The sequence below is a fragment of the Rhodobacteraceae bacterium S2214 genome (assembly GCA_025141675.1).
In the GTDB taxonomy this organism is placed as follows: Bacteria; Pseudomonadota; Alphaproteobacteria; order Rhodobacterales; family Rhodobacteraceae; genus Yoonia.
Genome location: CP081161.1, coordinates 3,232,255 through 3,250,626, shown reverse-complemented (window position 1 = coordinate 3,250,626; position 18,372 = coordinate 3,232,255). Strand labels below are relative to the sequence as shown.

At 54.9% G+C, this 18,372-nt stretch carries 16 protein-coding genes; 9 read left to right on the top strand and 7 right to left on the bottom strand.

Translation table 11 applies throughout. From position 1 onward, the window contains the following. Position 1 precedes the first annotated feature (1 nt). The 4 genes from K3729_16060 to K3729_16045 all read left to right on the top strand — a co-directional run bounded on the left by K3729_16060 (position 2) and on the right by K3729_16045 (position 6,300). Positions 2-1,429, top strand: coding sequence for an FAD-binding oxidoreductase (locus tag K3729_16060; protein ID UWQ98908.1), 1,428 nt, complete (start codon positions 2-4; stop codon positions 1,427-1,429). 84 nt (positions 1,430-1,513) lie between these two features. Beyond that, entirely contained in the window at positions 1,514-3,133 is a 1,620-nt protein-coding gene (locus K3729_16055; protein ID UWQ98907.1) for a hypothetical protein, read from the top strand. Positions 3,134-3,218: 85 nt separating this feature from the next. After that, positions 3,219-5,018 (top strand): translation elongation factor 4, encoded by a 1,800-nt coding sequence (gene lepA, locus K3729_16050; protein ID UWQ98906.1) that lies wholly within the window; start codon positions 3,219-3,221, stop codon positions 5,016-5,018. After that, a complete protein-coding gene (locus tag K3729_16045; protein UWQ98905.1) occupies positions 5,011-6,300 on the top strand; it encodes a hypothetical protein in 1,290 nt (429 codons plus the stop codon). Before lepA ends, K3729_16045 begins: the two co-directional genes overlap by 8 nt. A 46-nt stretch (positions 6,301-6,346) precedes the next feature. Here K3729_16045 and K3729_16040 read toward each other — a convergent pair whose 3' ends face one another. After that, positions 6,347-6,757, bottom strand: a complete 411-nt coding sequence (locus tag K3729_16040) for a BrnA antitoxin family protein (GenBank protein UWQ98904.1) — start codon at positions 6,755-6,757, stop codon at positions 6,347-6,349. 105 nt (positions 6,758-6,862) lie between these two features. Beyond that, positions 6,863-7,606 carry an alpha/beta fold hydrolase gene (locus K3729_16035; protein UWQ98903.1) on the bottom strand — a complete coding sequence of 248 codons (744 nt, stop codon included), beginning with the start codon at positions 7,604-7,606 and terminating at the stop codon, positions 6,863-6,865. A 61-nt stretch (positions 7,607-7,667) separates the two neighbouring features. Between K3729_16035 and K3729_16030 the strand changes: the two genes are divergently transcribed. Beyond that, on the top strand, positions 7,668-8,027 hold the full coding sequence (locus K3729_16030; GenBank protein UWQ98902.1) for a hypothetical protein: 360 nt from the start codon (positions 7,668-7,670) through the stop codon (positions 8,025-8,027). Here K3729_16030 and K3729_16025 read toward each other — a convergent pair. Continuing rightward, complete coding sequence (locus tag K3729_16025) at positions 8,024-8,842, bottom strand: DUF817 domain-containing protein (protein ID UWR01096.1); 819 nt, start codon at positions 8,840-8,842, stop codon at positions 8,024-8,026. The two genes, K3729_16030 and K3729_16025, sit on opposite strands and share 4 nt — an antisense overlap. A gap of 85 nt (positions 8,843-8,927) precedes the next feature. Next, complete coding sequence (locus tag K3729_16020) at positions 8,928-10,223, bottom strand: serine hydroxymethyltransferase (protein UWQ98901.1); 1,296 nt, start codon at positions 10,221-10,223, stop codon at positions 8,928-8,930. Positions 10,224-10,399: 176 nt separating this feature from the next. Here K3729_16020 and K3729_16015 point away from each other — a divergent pair, with 176 nt between their 5' ends. Further along, entirely contained in the window at positions 10,400-11,164 is a 765-nt protein-coding gene (locus tag K3729_16015; protein ID UWQ98900.1) for an NAD kinase, read from the top strand. Positions 11,165-11,218: 54 nt separating this feature from the next. Then, positions 11,219-11,569: a hypothetical protein gene (locus K3729_16010; GenBank protein UWQ98899.1), complete on the top strand. Its 351-nt coding sequence runs from the start codon at positions 11,219-11,221 to the stop codon at positions 11,567-11,569. A gap of 33 nt (positions 11,570-11,602) precedes the next feature. Here the strand turns inward: K3729_16010 and K3729_16005 are convergent, their stop codons facing one another. From K3729_16005 to K3729_15995, 3 genes are all read right to left on the bottom strand, one after another. Further along, positions 11,603-13,495 (bottom strand): propionyl-CoA synthetase, encoded by a 1,893-nt coding sequence (locus tag K3729_16005; protein UWQ98898.1) that lies wholly within the window; start codon positions 13,493-13,495, stop codon positions 11,603-11,605. Positions 13,496-13,625: 130 nt separating this feature from the next. Further along, positions 13,626-14,429, bottom strand: a complete 804-nt coding sequence (locus tag K3729_16000; protein UWQ98897.1) for a hypothetical protein — start codon at positions 14,427-14,429, stop codon at positions 13,626-13,628. After that, positions 14,422-16,701 (bottom strand): NADP-dependent malic enzyme, encoded by a 2,280-nt coding sequence (locus K3729_15995; GenBank protein UWQ98896.1) that lies wholly within the window; start codon positions 16,699-16,701, stop codon positions 14,422-14,424. Before K3729_15995 ends, K3729_16000 begins: the two co-directional genes overlap by 8 nt. Before the next feature lie 132 nt (positions 16,702-16,833). Between K3729_15995 and K3729_15990 the strand changes: the two genes are divergently transcribed. Together K3729_15990 and K3729_15985 are read left to right on the top strand one after the other, a co-directional pair. After that, positions 16,834-17,922 carry a cupin domain-containing protein gene (locus tag K3729_15990; GenBank protein ID UWQ98895.1) on the top strand — a complete coding sequence of 363 codons (1,089 nt, stop codon included), beginning with the start codon at positions 16,834-16,836 and terminating at the stop codon, positions 17,920-17,922. A gap of 57 nt (positions 17,923-17,979) precedes the next feature. After that, positions 17,980-18,372 (top strand): cytidine deaminase, encoded by a 393-nt coding sequence (locus tag K3729_15985; GenBank protein ID UWQ98894.1) that lies wholly within the window; start codon positions 17,980-17,982, stop codon positions 18,370-18,372.

Sequence of the window (18,372 nt, the reverse complement as noted above, 5' to 3'; positions counted from 1 at the left end):
AATGTCCAATCTAAACCCCGCGACCAAATCGTTCGTTGATAGCCTGAACCTTTCAAAAGGGACCGTGAAAGACGGATCTGACAGCTATCTCACCGAACCGCGGGGACGTTGGAAAGGGCAGGGGATCGTTCTGGCGCCAGCGACGACCGAAGAAGTCGCGCATATCGTCAAGGCTTGCAATGACGCGGCCATCGGGGTCGTTCCCTATAGCGGCGGGACCGGATTGGTCGGCGGGCAATTGATGCAAGAAGGCCCTGCACCGATTGTTCTGTCGCTTGAACGGATGACGGAAATTCGGGCGAACTACCCGACCGAAAATGTTCTGATTGCCGAAGCGGGCTGCATCCTTGCCGATGTTCAAGCGGCGGCTGACGACGCGGGCCGCTTGTTCCCGTTGTCGCTCGCCTCAGAAGGGTCCGCACGGATCGGTGGCCTGCTTGCGACCAACGCGGGCGGCGTGAACGTCTTGCGGTACGGGAACGCGCGCGCGCTGTGTCTTGGGCTGGAAGTCGTGCGGCCGGACGGATCAATCTGGCACGGTTTGACGCGATTGCGTAAAGACAACACCGGCTACGACCTGCGCGACCTTTTGATCGGGGCAGAAGGCACGCTTGGTATCATCACCGCCGCGGCGCTCAAAATGGTGCCGCAACCGGCGCAGACTGGGGCGGCATTTATGGCCGTAAATTCCCCGTCCGCCGCGCTTGATCTGCTGGCGTTGGCAGGCGATCAGATTGGTGACGGCCTATCGGCGTTTGAACTGATCCACCGCCAGGGGATTGATTTCTTGTCGGAAACCGGACCGCAGGTAAAGCCGCCGTTCGCGGATCAACCCGATTGGATGGTGCTCATCGACGTCGGCCTGCCGAAAGGGCTGGCCCCTGATGATGCATTGATGAACCTGTTTGAAGCGGCGCTCGCGCAGGATCTCGTCACAGACGGTGTCATCGCGCAATCGGCGGCACAACGGCAGGCCTTCTGGGACGTCCGCGAAAACATTCCCGAAGGAAACCGTCGGATCGGGTCAGTGTCTTCGCACGATATTTCGGTCCCCCTTTCGGCCATCCCCGACTTTATCAAACAGGGCACGCCCGCTCTCGCGAAGATTGGCGATTTCCGCATCAATTGCTTTGGCCACTTGGGCGATGGCAACCTGCATTACAACGTCTTTCCGGTGCCCGGGAAAACCCGTGCCGACTACGACGATGTGCGCGAGGCGGTCAAAACTTGCGTCCACGACCTGTGCCATTCGTTTGGCGGATCGGTCAGTGCCGAACATGGCATAGGACGATTAAAAGTTGGTGACCTCTCAAAATACGGTGATCCGGTAAAGCTGGCAATGATGCGCAGCATCAAGAATGCGCTGGATCCGGTTGGCATCATGAATCCGGGAGCTGTTCTGCCCCAAGACGGTCCCAATAAGGGCTAAAACACGTCCCGAAATTCAACGATGTCTAGTCGAAAAAAAGCCGCACTAGTCGATCACAGTTATCCTTAACTAAGAGGTGTATTGATGAAGCGACTATTGTTCATCCTTTTGATTTTGGCTTCGCCTTGTCTGGCTCAAGAATCTGAACCTGTATTTCTCGAACGCGATGCATTGATGGATTTGGTTCACGAAGGCGACGTTGAGGGTCTCGAAGCTTTGTTTGCGCAGACCCATCGGCGTGTTTCATCTGGCGAATTGCGGCCGAACCACCTGCGGGCATTAAACACCTGGCTCATCGTTTCGGATCCTGAGGTCTTAGCGGTTACATACGATTGGTTGGACGCGATGCCGGAATCAATCTACGCGAAAGTGGTGGTATCTTTCCAAATCAGCCAATTATCATGGGGAATTCGTGGTGAGAGAACTGCTATCAATACTCATCCCGAGGCACTAACCCGTTTCAATTACCTCCGAGAGGAAGCCTTTCGCCTTGCCTATGAAGCGTTCACAGCGGCGCCGGGATATGTGCCTGCGTCTGATGCTGTCATCATGTTGAACGGTACAATGCAAGTATTCTGGTCCGGAGAGATTGATGCAATTATTGCTGATACAATGGCGTTGGAGCCAAATTTCGTAACAGTGAGGCGTGCCGCATATATGCATTTGCCGCAATGGGGCGGTGAAGGGACATCAGGTGTCGAACGTCTGTGTATTACCTATGTTCCGCAAATCCCAGCTGAAGAATGGCTGACAGTTGACACATGCATCGCTCTGCTAATTTGGATCAACTCTTTCGATGAACCTTCCCGCATGGCGGCCGCGCGGGTCTTGTCTAAGATCGAAGCGCCCGAGTTGGAATATGAAATCTGCAATGCGATCATCGCCGCAGACCACATCGAACGCATGGACGAAATCGGCGCCTTTCTAGAAAGAGAGGGACCCAAATTTACAAAAGATGTCGAATTGGCCCAGAGATACGTGCGATGGGTCTATGACACTCGCGGCACACCAATGGGCTGGCTAGAGATGGATATCATAAAACAGGCAGGTGAATCGGCTAGCGTGTATTTGGCTTACGATCCGTTCAATGACACGCTCCTGCAAGTGGTCGAGAGGGCATCGAATTTGTCTGGTCGCGCCCGCCCAGCTGACGAACTAGAGCGGGACACCCTTGATTTGAAAGCACGTCGCGTTGCCGCTCAACCATATAACGCCCAACGGTGGTTTGATCTGGGAACCCAAGTCTTGATTGCCAAGGGATTTCAAGAAAGCCAACCTTACATGGCGAACGCTATCGCCTACGGTTTGCAACGCGCGGAGATATCGACAGGCTACGTCAATCAAATGGGACAGTATCTCGGCAATTTGGATATTCAGCTGGAGCGCAACGAGATCACTGAGGCGGAACATCAAGATGTGACTACAACAGTGATTTGCGAAGCCAAACGCGTCGCGCGACTGAATGAACACCTCTGCGAATACGATCAGCAGCATTATAAACACGAATGCGACCCATACTCGGATAGCTATAGTTTAGGTAGCTATTTGGACGAAATCGGCGAAGATTTCATGCAGATGGCGAAAAGATCAAGCCTGTCTTGTGAGCAAAGTACGAACGCGACGCTGGAACAAACGGTTTATCAACCGGTTACAGTGGATACGTCCCAATTTGTCATTCCTGACCGTACTTTCGGGACCGAATAGGGGCTGAAGCGCATTTATCCCCCCTTGCAAATTCCCCCATCACAGGCCATGGAAAACCACCCCTCTTTGATAGGCCTGACGCTCCATGACTGACCTGAAAAATATCCGCAATTTCTCAATTGTTGCCCACATCGACCACGGCAAATCCACGCTTGCTGACCGTCTCATCCAAGAGACGAACACGGTGGCTGCCCGCGATATGAAGGCCCAGCTGCTCGACAGCATGGATATCGAACGCGAACGCGGCATTACGATCAAGGCGAACACAGTGCGCATCGACTACACGGCGGACGACGGGCAGGACTATGTGCTGAACCTGATCGACACCCCCGGCCACGTCGATTTCGCCTATGAAGTATCACGGTCCATGCGCGCGGTTGAGGGGTCGCTGCTGGTCGTGGACAGCACCCAAGGGGTCGAAGCACAGACGCTGGCCAACGTCTACCATGCCCTTGATGCGGATCATGAAATCGTCCCCGTCCTAAACAAAATCGACCTGCCGGCGTCCGAATGCGAAAAGGTGGCGACGCAAATCGAAGACGTCATCGGATTGGACGCATCAGAGGCGATCCAAGTTTCCGCCAAGACCGGCGTCGGCATTCGCGAAACGCTGGAAGCCATCGTTCAAAAGCTGCCCGCGCCGAAAGGCGATCCAGATGCGCCGCTCAAGGCGATGCTCGTCGATTCATGGTACGACAGCTACCTCGGCGTGATCGTTCTGGTCCGCGTCATCGACGGCAGCATGAAGAAAAACGACAAAGTCCGCTTCATGTCCAACGACACCCTGCACCAGATCGACCGCATCGGCGTGTTCCGGCCTGAAATGCAGAACGTTGACACGCTTGGTCCCGGCGAAATCGGCTTTATCACGGCGTCCATCAAACAGGTGCGTGATACGCGGGTGGGTGACACCATCACGTCCGAACGCAAAGGCACCGAAACGCCGCTGCCCGGCTTCCAACCAGCGCAGCCTGTCGTGTTCTGTGGCCTGTTCCCCGTGGACAGCAGCCAGTTCGAAGACCTGCGCGACGCCATCGACAAACTCGCGCTCAACGACGCGTCATTCTCGTTTGAGATGGAAACGTCCGCCGCACTTGGCTTCGGTTTCCGCTGTGGTTTCCTTGGGCTTCTGCACCTCGAAGTGATCCGTGACCGGATCGAGCGTGAATACGACATCGAACTGATCACAACCGCGCCGTCAGTTGTCTACCACGTCTACATGAAGGACGGGACGCAGATCGATCTGCACAATCCGGCTGATATGCCAGACGTCACCACAGTCGATCACCTCGAAGAACCGCGGATCAAGGCGACGATCCTCGTGCCCGACGACTACCTCGGGGATGTGCTGAAACTCTGCCAAGACCGGCGCGGCATCCAACAGGACCTGACCTACGCGGGGTCGCGTGCGATGGTTGTCTATGATCTGCCCCTCAATGAAGTTGTGTTCGACTTCTATGATCGGCTGAAATCGGTAACAAAAGGTTACGCGTCCTTCGATTATGTGCTCACCGGGTACGAGACTGATAACCTTGTGAAAATGTCCGTTCTGGTCAACGACGAACCGGTCGATGCGCTGTCCATGATGGTGCACCGCGACCGTGCGGAACAGCGCGGGCGGGCCATGGTCGAGAAACTCAAAGACCTGATTCCGCGGCACATGTTCAAAATCCCGATCCAAGCGGCCATCGGCGGCAAAGTCATCGCCCGCGAAACCCTATCGGCGCTGCGCAAAGACGTGACGGCCAAATGCTACGGCGGCGACGCATCGCGTAAACGCAAACTGTTGGATAAACAGAAGGCCGGTAAGAAAAAGATGCGGCAATTCGGTAAAGTCGACATCCCGCAGGAGGCGTTCATCTCGGCGTTGAAGATGGATGGGTAAAGACTTTGAGATTCAGATACCGTTTGAGAGCATTGAAGCGTCGACGTATTCTGAATTGCTTGCAAGAATTGAGACTGAACATCGTTTCTGGACGACGTTCGAAGACTCCTTGGATGTGAGATTTTACCCGCCTTCGAGATCGAGTATCGCGGCACAATACAGAGGGAAAATATCCTCTGTAATCGGCGGGTGGGGGAAATACCTTAGTCGGTTAAGAGACATCGATGGCCGAGCGTTCGCGGTTTCATTCCATGAATTCTCGAGCGACGTAGAAGGGGATCCTGATATTCCTCCAAACTCAAAGTCTCGATTTGGTGTTCTTGCAAATCACTTTTACCAGACGGGGCAGTATCAAGAGCTTTATAAGCTGCTGATTGGGCATATTCTTAATAGTGCCTTCCCGTCAGGGGTGGTTGTAAACCAAAATGTTGACCAAGGCGCATTTCTCGGTTCGGCTGACGCGGCGTATACCGTTGCACGTTCACTGGAGCTTGAGAACGGTGCAGTGGAACTGCACAAGACAGAGCAAGACCTCGACGTAATTGAAATCCTCTCCGAAGAGGTCGTTCAAAAAGTCGAAGAGATGAAGAAGTTCGTGCATGCAACTCAAAGCGAAGCTACACAAATCCGAGATGAATTAACTGATGATTTTCGCTCAATACACAAGCGCATATTGGCTAGCTATAGCGAACTGATGCGCACTGAACGAGCAGCATCAAAGAAGCGAAACGACGAGTATCAAGCGTTAGTTGCCGCATTTAACTTTGATATGAGGATACGAAGACCTGTAGAACTATGGGCAGAACGACAGTCCGAACATAGCCGAAATTCTGAATCTGCGTGGAGGAGATTTGGAATTGCTGCTTTTTTTCTACTCGCATTCTCTGGTATTCTTGCGCTGCTTGGAGGCGATTATGTTGCTGCATCATTTGTACCGGACACCTGTGTTGTCGGATTTGAGGAGACATGCTCCAGAATTTCCGCGAAAGGACCCCTTCTGCTTTCCGCAATCTTGCTTCTTTCAACTGTTTGGCTTTGGTATTTGAGATTGGAAATGAAGGTTTTCTTGAGCGAGAGGCATCTAGCTTTGGATGCGCGCGAGCGCCGAGCGTTTGCTGAAACGTATCTTTCGCTACTTAAAGGGGGAGATGTTTCTACGGAGCATGAAGCCGTTGTTCTTGGTTCCCTGTTCCGCCCGACTCAGGATGGAATAATAAAGGATGATGGCGGTCCTGAAATTGGTGTTGCTGGACTGATGTCAAAATTGTTGGAACGAAAGTAGAGTTGGTAGGTATTGAGGTGAAACAGCTTGGATTTTATCTCTAGCCTCACCCAATCCCCATCCGTTTCCGCCGCAGCTTCTCCACCTCTGCCAGCAAATCCGCTTCCTGTGACAGGTACAGCTTCCCCAGCTCATCCGTCTCGGCCAGCATGAACCCTTCGTCGGTCCCCAGCACCTCTGTCAGCCGCGCCAGCATGAACGTTCGCAGCACCGTGTTCATCCGGTCCTGATAGACCCCGCGCCCCAGCTTGCGGAAAAACTTGGCCACGTCCGTATCCACCCGCAGCGTGATCCGCACCTTTTCCGGCACTGCGTCCAGCGGGATGTCCGACCATTCGCGCGGCAGGATCGATTTCACGAAATCAGGGTGCCGGAAATCCCACAGCGTTTCCGACGCGACCTGCACCATTTCGGCATATCGTTTCTGGTCGGTGGCGGTCATTTTCTTGGGCGGCATGGCTGGGGTCCTTATCGTGGAAAACCCCGTTTATGCGGTGCAGATGTTACCCGTCCGCGACCCGACCGCGCGGTGCACGGGTTGTGCACGCCTTGTGCACGCAAATCACATGTCCAAAAACGCCGAAATTGACGCTTCGAATTCACGCGGTTTTTCCGCGTGCAGCCAATGCCCCGCCCCCGGAATTTTCGCGAACTTGGCGGCTGGAAAATGCTGTTTGATCGTGGGGCGGTAGTCCGGTTTGACGTAGTCAGATTCGGCACCGGATAGGAACAGCGTCGGCCCGTCAAACGTCCCATCCACAGGCGGGAAACCGATGATCTTGGGCATCTCAGCCGCCAAAACGTCAAGGTTCAATTTCCAACGTTTCTCTTTCAGATCAAAGGATTGCAGTAGAAAATCATCCACACCCGGATCAAGATAGTTCAACTGCGCTTTCGCGTCCGCCCTTGAGTTTACGGTCGTCATATCGACGTCCCGCATCGCCTGTAACGGCCCCATTTGCGTGTGGTTGTAGGTGACAGGCGCGATGTCTGCGACGATCAATTTGTTGATCTTTGACGGATACGCCAACGCCATCACCATTGCGGCCTTCCCCCCCATCGAATGCCCCAAAAGGTCCACCGGCGCGTCCACAACATCAACCAAATCAGCCGCCATATCTGCATAAGAATGCGTTTCAAACCAAGGGCTTGCGCCATGATTGCGCATGTCCACGGCGACGACCTGACGGTCCGCCGACAGCCGTTTCGCCAGCACCCCCCAATTCCGCGCGGACCCGAAAAGGCCATGCGCGATCAGCAAAGTCGGTTTGTCAGTTTGTTCGCCATGAATGATGGTATTCAGCATTGTGCCTCTCTCGCGTTGACCCCAAAGGCCTAGCATTTATATTGCCACAATGGCCGAAGAAATGCTTCAAAATCAAGTGGATGAAATGCGTGCGCTGCTCGATTCGCGTCTTCGTGCCCGTGGTCGTACGCTCGACGCGCAAATCCGCAAAGCGGGCCGTCGTTTGCCCCGCCGCATTCGTCGTGACGCGCGCAGCGTCGCGGATGCGCTCACCCTGATCGAAAACCCCAAATTGGCCCGTATGGTTGATCAAAACCAGATCAGTAAATCTGCGGCGAAAGTCATCACGTATCTCAAGACAATTGAACCACGCGATCGTTTCAAAGGGCGGTTGCTGAATATGCTTGGCGCAGTCTCTGCCGTTCTAATTATCACTTTTATTGCAGTGATTTACGTGATGGTGCAGCGCGGGCTCATCTAGCCTAATGGACGCTTTTCCTGCCCCGGTTCAGGTGTTACCCGCACCACTAATGTGACCGTTGCGAAAGACACGTAAAGCAGTAAATACCACGCCCCCATTTTCGCAAACCGCACCATTTCGAATGCCGATTGTCCGGTGTAAAGCCACGTGCCAGTCGCTGTTCCGATGTTCTCTGCGATCCATAGAAAGAAGCTGGACAGGAACGCGGCCAGCGGCAAAGGCATCCACATCCAGCGGCGTCTGACCCGGAACCAGATTTGCGTCCGCCCGTAGATCAGGATGGTCGCGGCGAATAGCGCGTAGCGGATGTCGATGATGAAGTGGTGACTGAAGAAATTGACGTAGACCAGAGCGGCAAGACCGAAGTGCATCCATGCGGGCGGGAAGGGCGTCATTTCCATATCGAACAGCCGCACGACCCGCGCCATGTAGCTGCCTACGGCGGCATACATGAACCCCGAAAACAGCGGAACGTCGTAGATGCGGATGAGGCTGGGATCGGGGTAAGCCCATGATCCTGCATAGACTTTAAAAATCTCCATAGCCGTACCGGTGATATGAAACAGCAGGATGACCCGTGCCTCTTCCATGCTTTCAATACCGGTTTTCAGGAAGATGATTTGCAGCGCAATAGCAATGAGTAGCAAGCAGTCATACCGCGCGAAGCCCCAATCATCCTGCCAGATCATACGCGTTCCGATCATTGCGATCAGCAGACAGATTCCAAATATGCAGGCTGAGGCCTGTTTCAGCGTAAAGTGGATCAGGAGTTGGAAAAAGCCACGAAACGTCGTGAGCGGCGCAATATCAGTCATGCGGTTTTGTGGCACGGTGTATGTCTTTTGTTAAGACCTGCGTGCGATGCCTTTCCCGATCAAATATCGGGAAAGGCGTCTGTTTTTAAAGTTCCGGATAGATCGGGAACTGATCGCAAAGCGCTTCAACTTCGGCGCGTACCTTGGCTTCGACTTCGCCGTTGCCATCTGGGCCGTTGGCGGCAAGGCCATCGACAACTTCGACGATCCAATCTGCGATTTGACGGAATTCGATTTCAGTGAATCCGCGAGTCGTACCTGCAGGGGACCCAAGGCGAATACCGGATGTGACCATCGGCTTTTCAGGGTCAAACGGGATGCCGTTTTTGTTGCAGGTGATATGGGCGTTGCCCAATGCAACCTCTGTTGTGTTGCCCTTCACGCCTTTCGGGCGCAGGTCGACCAACATCAGGTGGCTGTCTGTACCGCCGGATACGATGTCCAAGCCACCCTTCATCAACTGATCTGCCAACGCTTGCGCGTTCTTCACAACCTGTTCTTGGTAGGACTTGAATTCAGGGCGCAGTGCTTCGCCGAAAGCCACAGCTTTACCAGCGATGACGTGCATCAGCGGGCCGCCTTGAATGCCGGGGAAGATGGCAGAGTTGAACTTTTTCGCCAGCGCTTCGTCGTTGGTGCAGATCATGCCGCCGCGTGGACCGCGCAGGGTTTTGTGCGTTGTTGTGGTGGCAACGTGCGCGTAAGGGAACGGCGACGGGTAGATGCCTGCCGCGACGAGACCTGCAAAGTGCGCCATGTCGACCAACAAATATGCCCCAACAGAATCGGCAATCTCGCGCATGCGCTTGAAATCGATGATCCGTGGGATCGCAGAGCCGCCCGCGATGATCAGTTTTGGCTGGTGTTCAGTCGCCAATTCTTGGACTTCGTCGTAATCCAGCAGGCTGTCCTGCTTGCGGACGCCGTATTGAATCGCGTTGTAAATTTTACCGGATTGGTTCGGTTTTGCACCGTGGGTCAGGTGACCACCAGCGTCCAAAGACATGCCCAAAATGGTATCGCCCGGCTTGATCAGGGCCTGAAACACACCTTGGTTTGCCTGTGAGCCAGAGTTCGGCTGGACGTTCACAAAGTCGCATCCAAACAATTGCTTAGCGCGATCAATGGCAAGGTTTTCGGCCACGTCAACATGCTGGCAACCACCGTAGTAACGACGGCCAGGGTAGCCTTCGGCGTATTTGTTGGTCAGGACACTGCCTTGGGCTTCCATGACGGCGGCGGAGACGATGTTCTCGGACGCGATCAGTTCGATTTCTTTGCGTTGACGCTTCAGTTCCAACTGCATGGCAGCGTGCAATTCTGGGTCGCGTGTGGCGATGGTTTCGGTGAAAAAGCCGGTATCGCGGACAGTGTCGTTCATGACGGGAAATCCCCTTTGGTGACGTTTGGCAGCGTCTTAACGCAGGATGGGCTTCGTCAAAAGCATCAAAACGACCATGATCGTTATGAGCCCGCCATGATCGGTTTCCGATCCGTTGCTTGCGTTTCGTCTTTGATCAGGGGATGTCTATAGGACTTGTTAAGGAATTCAGTGCTATGCCGCGTCGTCAGATCGCTTTTGTTGCCAGTCCGGTGCCTTTGGCCCAGCAGGCGTTATCTGCCTTGTCGCAGGCCCATGGCAATGTGCCGCAGGAAGAAGCGGACGTCATCGTGGCCTTGGGTGGTGATGGTTTTATGCTGCAGACCCTGCATGCGACCCAGAAACTGTCTGCGCCAGTCTACGGGATGAACCGTGGGACTGTCGGGTTCTTGATGAATGAATTTCACGCGGATGATTTGCGGACCCGACTTGAAGAGGCTGAAGAAGAGGTCATCAACCCGCTGGTGATGAACGCCCTGACCGTCGATGGGCAAATGCACGAAGCATTGGCAATCAACGAGGTTTCATTGCTTCGGGCAGGGCCCCAAGCGGCGCGTTTACGGATTTCGGTGGACGGTAAAGAGCGGATGAAGGAATTGGTGTGCGATGGGGCATTGGTCGCCACGCCCGCTGGATCGACCGCCTATAACTATTCGGCTCACGGTCCAATTCTACCAATCGGGTCCGACGTTTTGGCCTTAACGGCGATGGCTGCGTTTCGACCGCGGCGCTGGCGCGGTGCGTTATTGCCAAAGCGTGCTGTCGTCCGTTTTGACGTGATCGACAGTGCAAAGCGTCCGGTGATGGCCGATGCCGACGGTAAGTCGGTGAAGGATGTGGTGAGCGTTGAAATCAGGTCTGATCCAAGCGTGCAGCACCGCATTTTGTTCGATCCGGGCCACGGGTTAGAAGAACGTCTGATCCGCGAACAGTTCGCTTAACGGTTTTTAAGGTAAGTTCTGCGTAGGGTGCATAACCCAGCGCAGGACAAGTCTATGAATCTTTATCAATGCTCGATCGATCTGAAGGATGATGCAAAAGCGGTGGCTTTTGCCGCCGCGGTCGAGGCATGGATGACCCACCTGCAAAACAGCGGGGTAATACAGACATGGCGATTGTGTCGGCGCAAATTGGGCTTTGGCGCGCCGGTGGCCCGTGACTTCCAACTTGAGATTGAAGTTGAGAACATGACGCAGCTTGATCAGGCATTCCGATTTACCGGCACCCATGATGAACAAACGGAACGCCTATATACAACGGTTCATCAAATGGTCGGGGTTGCCGATATGGCGCTGTACCGCCCGTTTCCGGATCCGGAAAGGGCGGAACGTATGGCGCTGATCTAGCCCCCACGCGTAATGCGGGGGGCTATTGTATTGTCAGTCTGCGGCGTAACCCATAGGCTGCAACGCTGCTTTGATCTCGTCCAGAATGGCGGGATCATCAATCGTTGCAGGCATTTTGAAGGGTTCGGAATCCGCGATTTTGACCATCGTCGCCCGCAGGATTTTACCTGAGCGTGTTTTGGGCAGGCGGTCGACGACAGCGACAAGCTTGAATGCCGCAACCGGACCAATCGTATCACGCACACGTTTAATGCAATCGGCTATGATCTGTTCGTTGGGCGTTTCGCACCCCTTGTTCAAGCAGACAAAGCCCATCGGCAGCTGGCCTTTCAACTGATCCGTCACGCCGATTACGGCGCATTCTGCAACATCGGGGTGACCCGCTAATACTTCTTCCATAGCGCCCGTGCTCAACCGGTGACCCGCGACGTTAATCACATCGTCGGTCCGCGCCATGATGTAGAGGTAACCGTCTTCGTCGATCATCCCTGCATCGCCGGTCTCATAATAACCAGGAAACGTGTTGAGATAGCTCTTAAGGAACCGTTCTTCGGCGTTCCAAAGCGTCGGCAAAGTTCCGGGTGGCAAAGGCAGCTTGATGGCGATGGCACCCAGTTCGCCTGCGGCCATTGGTTCGCCCTCATCAGTCAAAATCTGAATGTCGAAACCGGGCAAGGCGACGCTTGGGGACCCGATTTTGACAGGCATCGGTTCAATACCGGCTGGATTACAAACCGCAGGATAGCCGATTTCGGTCTGCCACCAATGGTCATAAACAGGCACGCCCATGACGTTTTGCGCCCATTCGATCGTGTCTGGATCAGCGCGTTCGCCCGCAAGGTACAGGGCACGAAGACAGGAGATATCGTAGTTCTTGATCAATGCACCTGTCGGGTCATCGCGCTTGATCGCACGAAACGCAGTAGGGGCGGTGAAGAAGGACCGCACGTTATGTTCGGAGATAACCCGCCAGAATGTGCCTGCGTCCGGCGTGCCAATAGGCTTGCCCTCAAATACAACAGTTGTGTTTCCGTGGATCAGCGGGCCGTAACAAATATAGCTGTGCCCAACGACCCAACCCACATCAGACGCGGCCCAGAACACATCGCCGGGATCAACGTCATAGATGTTTTTCATCGTCCAATTCAGCGCGACCAGATGACCCGCCGTCGGGCGCACTACGCCTTTGGGCTGACCAGTCGTGCCGGATGTGTAAAGGATATAGGCAGGATGATCACCCGAAACGGTCACGCAATCCGCCGGTGCGACGCCGTCTTGAACGTCGTTCCAATCGAAATCGCGCCCTGCGATCATATCGCACCGCTGTTCGTCACGTTGGAGAATGATGGTGAAGTCTATCTTGTGTTCCGCAAGCTCAATTGCGTTATCTAACAACGGCTTATATTCAACGACGCGCCCGGGTTCGACCCCACAAGAGGCGGCCAGTATGGCTTTGGGGGTGGCGTCATCAATGCGGACGGCCAGTTCGTTGGCGGCGAACCCGCCGAACACAACAGAATGCACCGCCCCGATCCGCGCACAGGCCAGCATCGCGACCAACGCTTCGGGCACCATTGGCATGTAGATAATAACGCGGTCGCCTTTTGTGATGCCTTTGTCGCGCATCGCACCGGCCAAGCCCGCCACTTTATCCTTCAACTGCGCGAAGGTGATCGTGTCCTTTGATCCCGTGATCGGGCTGTCGTAGATAATCGCAGCCTGATCCGCGCGCCCGTTTTCGACGTGACGATCAACGGCGTTGTAGCACGCGTTAACCTCTGCATCGGTGAACCATTCGTAAAGTGGGGCCTTACTGTCGTTCAGCGCCTTTGTTGGCGGTGTGACCCAATCAATGGCCTTCGCCTGTTCCAGCCAAAACCCATCAGGATCCGCTTTTGCTGCGGCATAAACGCTCTTGTACGACATATTCTTCCTCCCCGAAGTCTACGCAACTTTGTTGCTGGTTTTGTAATGTGGAGCAAGCTTGGTCCGCGCGGAAAAGCGAAGGATTGTAAACTTATTGACTAATCTGTTTCGTTGCAGCGCGTGCCGCCAATTAGGTGTCGGTCGGGCGGACGTATTTTTGCCAGTACTCTTTGATCCATTTGACCGGAAAATAACCAAATTTCTCGTTCGATCCCCAGCGGGTGAAGGCCCCTTTGGTCATGTCTTCCGGATTTGGTTTTCCATGGAAGATGACGATATATGCATCCTTTGGCCGCGCTATCGGTCGGAAAAGGCCGAGCGGGAAATGATAGGCGAGGCTTTTCTTAAAGCTGAGCATCCAGCCCAAGGGCCAAGATTGCTTATTTTTGGCATGGAAATGGATAAAGTTCTGATCGTTCCGGAATTCGCGTAACTGATCGTAGGTCTTATCATGGAACATCTCAAAAAGGTGGTCCTGCGTGCCCGCAACAAAGCCGACGACGGATGAATTGGACATCAACGGTTTGCCGAACATCGATGGGAACATGCGGGGTAGGGTATCGGGGATTTCTTGAATGATATGCAGGCCGCCTTTACGCTTGATGTGATCGAAAAGGGGCGTCAAATCCTGCAAGACGACCACGTCCACATCGACCATGATCACGGGCGTGCCCGGCGCAATGATGCCGGGCGCAAATGCGGATAGTTTAGGCCACATGCCCTTGACCCAGTCCGCGCGATCAATGGCGAAGTCGGGCAGCGGTTGTGTTTCAATCCCGTCGGCTAAACCCGTCGTATCGTCCGTGATGCAGACCATGCGAAACGGGGTCGTCATGATATCGGACAACGCGCGGTACAAGATGTTCGTGTACTTGCACGGATACCCCTGACCCCATTTAAAGCAAAGAAAAACAGGCGTTTGCGTATCAGCCATAATGCGCTACCGGTGTCCCCGCGAGGGCTGACATGTTCAGCAGACCGCGCGCTGTGATGGACGGTGTCACAATGTGGGCTTTGTTGCCGAGACCCATCAAAATCGGCCCAACTTCAAGCCCGCCGCCCTTCATCTTCAAGATGTTGCGTACGCCAGACGCGGCGTCGGTATTCGCGAAAACGAGACAGTTTGCCGGGCCGGGCAGGTGCGCATTGGGGAATACGCGATTGCGCAGTTCAACATCGAGCGCGGAATCGACATGCATTTCGCCTTCGTAAGCAAAGTCACGAGGGGCCGCGTCAAGGATTTCCATTGCCGCGCGCATCCGGCGACCCGAGGAATTGTCGAGGTTGCCGAACTGACTGTGTGAACAAAGCGCAATTTTGGGATCGATCCCAAAACGACGGATGTGACGCGCACAGCTGATCACGGTTTCTGCAATTTGTTCGGGCGTTGGTTCCGCGTGGACTTGGGTATCGGCGATGAACAACGGTCCATCTTCGAGGATCATCAGAGATAGGGCTGCGACAGGATGTAATGACGCGGACCCCAAGATTTCGGTCACGTATTTCATGTGCCACAGGAATTGACCAAACGTGCCGCAGATCAGTGAATCTGCTTCGTTGCGATGCACCATGACGGCGCCAATGGCTGTCGTGTTCGTACGCATGATGGCACGGGCAAGGTTCGGTGTGACGCCACGCCGTGCCATGATGTCGTGGTATGTGTTCCAATAATCGCGATACCGTGGGTCGTTTTCAGGGTTCACGATCTGCAGATCAACGCCAGGCTTGATTTTGAGGCCTGCACGTTCCGCGCGCGCTTCGATTACTTCGGGACGCCCGATCAGGATCGGTTGTTCGGTGGTTTCTTCCATGATCGCTTGGGCCGCGCGCAACACGCGTTCGTCTTCGCCTTCGGCAAATACGATGCGACGGCTGGCGCTGCGGGCAGCTTCGAATACGGGGCGCATCAGGAAGGCGGATTTAAAGACTGATCCGTCAAGATTTGCTTTGTAGGCTTCGACGTCGGCGAGGGGGCGTTTGGCGACGCCGCTTTCCATCGCGGCCTTCGCTACAGAGGTCGCAACGACACCCATCAGGCGCGGATCGAATGGTTTCGGGATCAGGTAGTCGGCGCCGAACGTAAGCTGTTCGCCGGAATAGGCGGCGGCTGCTTCGGCTGACGTTGTTTCACGGGCGAGGGCTGCGATCCCGTCAACGCAGGCAATTTTCATCGCGTCGTTGATGTCTGTCGCGCCGACGTCCAATGCGCCGCGGAAGATGAACGGGAAGCACAGGACGTTGTTCACTTGGTTCGGATAGTCGCTGCGGCCCGTTGCGATGATGGCGTCGGGGGCGACAGCGCGTGCGTCGTCGGGTGAAATTTCCGGGTTCGGGTTGGCAAGTGCGAAAATGATCGGCTTTGATGCCATTTTCGCGACCATTTCCGGTTTCAGAACGCCGGGACCGGACAGGCCCAGAAACAGGTCCGCCCCGTCGATCACATCCATTAATGTCGCGGGCGTCGTGCCTTGCGCGTATTCGGCTTTTTGCGGTGTCATGTCTTTTTCGCGGCCTTCGTAGACAAGACCTTCGATATCACAAAGCCATACGTTTTCACGCTTTACGCCTAGCTTAAGCAACATATTGAGGCAGGCGATGCCAGCCGCACCACCGCCGGTCGAAACGATTTTGATATCCTCAAAAGACTTGCCGGCGACCCGCAGCGCGTTCGTTGCAGCAGCGCCGACGACGATGGCCGTGCCGTGCTGGTCGTCGTGGAAGACGGGGATATCCATGCGTTCACGGCAGATTTTTTCGACGATAAAGCAATCGGGGGCTTTGATGTCTTCAAGATTGATCGCACCAAAAGTTGGCCCCAAAGCGCAGACAATTTCAGCCAGCTTTTCAGGGTCGGGTTCGTCCAGTTCGATGTCGAAACAATCAATGTTGGCGAATTTCTTGAATAGAACCGCTTTGCCCTCCATCACGGGCTTTGACGCCAGCGCACCAATATTGCCAAGGCCAAGAACAGCCGTGCCGTTGGTGACCACGCCGACCAAGTTGCCACGCGTCGTGTAATCGCGGGCGGTGTCGGCGTCGCCTTTGATTTCGATGCAGGCTTCGGCCACACCGGGGGAATAGGCGCGTGCAAGATCGCGTCCGTTAGCAAGCGGTTTTGTTGCGCGAATTTCCAGTTTTCCTGGCTTGGGGAACTGGTGGTAATGCAGTGCCGCGTCGCGCAGTGCTTCTTTCGCCTTATCGGTCATATCGCCATCCCAAATAATTTGTTTAACGTTAAACTACTTTTCCTGACGTAAGGAAAGCTTCGTGTTTTGCCTGCTCAAACCATGGATCAACTTAGCTTGCAAATCATCAATGTGCGCGACAAATTGTGACCTATGACCCAAAAAACAGAGATCAGAGCAGAAATCTGCCTGCCGACCACAAACCTGACTGCTGACATCGGCTTTTTTACCAAGGTGTTGGGCATGCAAATGGATCGCATTTATCCTGCCGATGATCCCAAAGTCGCGTCGTTTCGTGGCCATGGCTTGGCGGTTCAATTGGATGCGGATGCTGCGCAATCGGCTGGCAGGTTGCAGTTTTCGACCGATGATCGGACGTTTGCGGATGGGCAAACGCAACTTGTATCGCCCGGAGGGACGCAGATTTCTGTGGTGCGCCTAAACCCACCGCTGATCCTGCCCGAGACGAACCATAGCTTCGTTGTGCGTCGTCTTGCTGATCAGGCCCCGTGGGTGATTGGCCGCGCGGGGATGCATTATCGCGATTTGATCCCCGACCGTTTGGGCGGGTCCATCATTGCGAGCCACATTCGCATTCCTGACGGCGGTCCGGTCCCTGACATGGTGCATTATCATAAGGTCGGGTTTCAGCTGATTTTCTGCTACCGTGGCTGGGTTGATGTCGTCTACGAAGATCAAGGTGGGCCGATCCGGCTGACGGCGGGGGATTGCTTTATCCAACCGCCCGAAATCCGGCATCGCGTGCTAGAGGCGTCTGACGGTATCGAAGTGATCGAGATCGGAGTGCCAGCAGAGCACGTGACAGAAATCGATCACGAGATGACCTTGCCTACTGCGGTTGTGAACCGTGATCGTGAATGGGACGGCCAGCGTTTTGTGCATAACGTCGCGGAAGGTGCCACGTGGGTGGACGCGCGGCTGCCGGGGTTCATTGCGCGCGACACGACGATTGCGAAAAACACCAAGGACGTCGCAGGTGTGCAAGTGATCCGGCGCGGGCAGGGCGATCCGGTTTGGGCTGCACATGATGCTGACATCCATTTTACCTTTGTTATGCAGGGTGAATTCGTGTTGGAAGGCGATGGTCAGGCCCCGCATACGTTGGTCGCTGGTGATGCCTTTGTGATCCCGCCGGGGATGCGCACACGGTATAGCGCGCCGAGCGACGATCTGGAGTTGTTGGAAGTTGCGCTGCGCGGTGATTTCCGCACCCAACTCTGACTTGCATCGCCCCGCGCGCTTCGTCACATTGATCCGATCAAACGACAGGAGCCTTGTATGTTATTGACCGATGCCGCCCGTGCTGTGCGCGAAAACGCCCACGCCCCCTATTCGAATTTTAAAGTCGGCGCGGCTGTGAAAACGGCTGCTGGCAATATCTATGTCGGCTGCAATGTCGAAAACGTGGCCTATCCCGAAGGCACTTGTGCAGAGGCTGGTGCGATTGCCGCGATGGTCGCCGCAGGCGAACGCGACATTGTCGAAGTCGCCGTGATTGCCGATAGTCCCAAACCTGTCACGCCGTGCGGCGGCTGCCGTCAAAAACTGGCTGAATTTGCTGGTGGTGATGCGGTTGTGACAATGTTAACGACCGATGGCCCGCAAGAGGTGACAACCGTCGGCCAACTGCTGCCCGGATCATTCGACGTTGATTACATGACGCGGACGTAA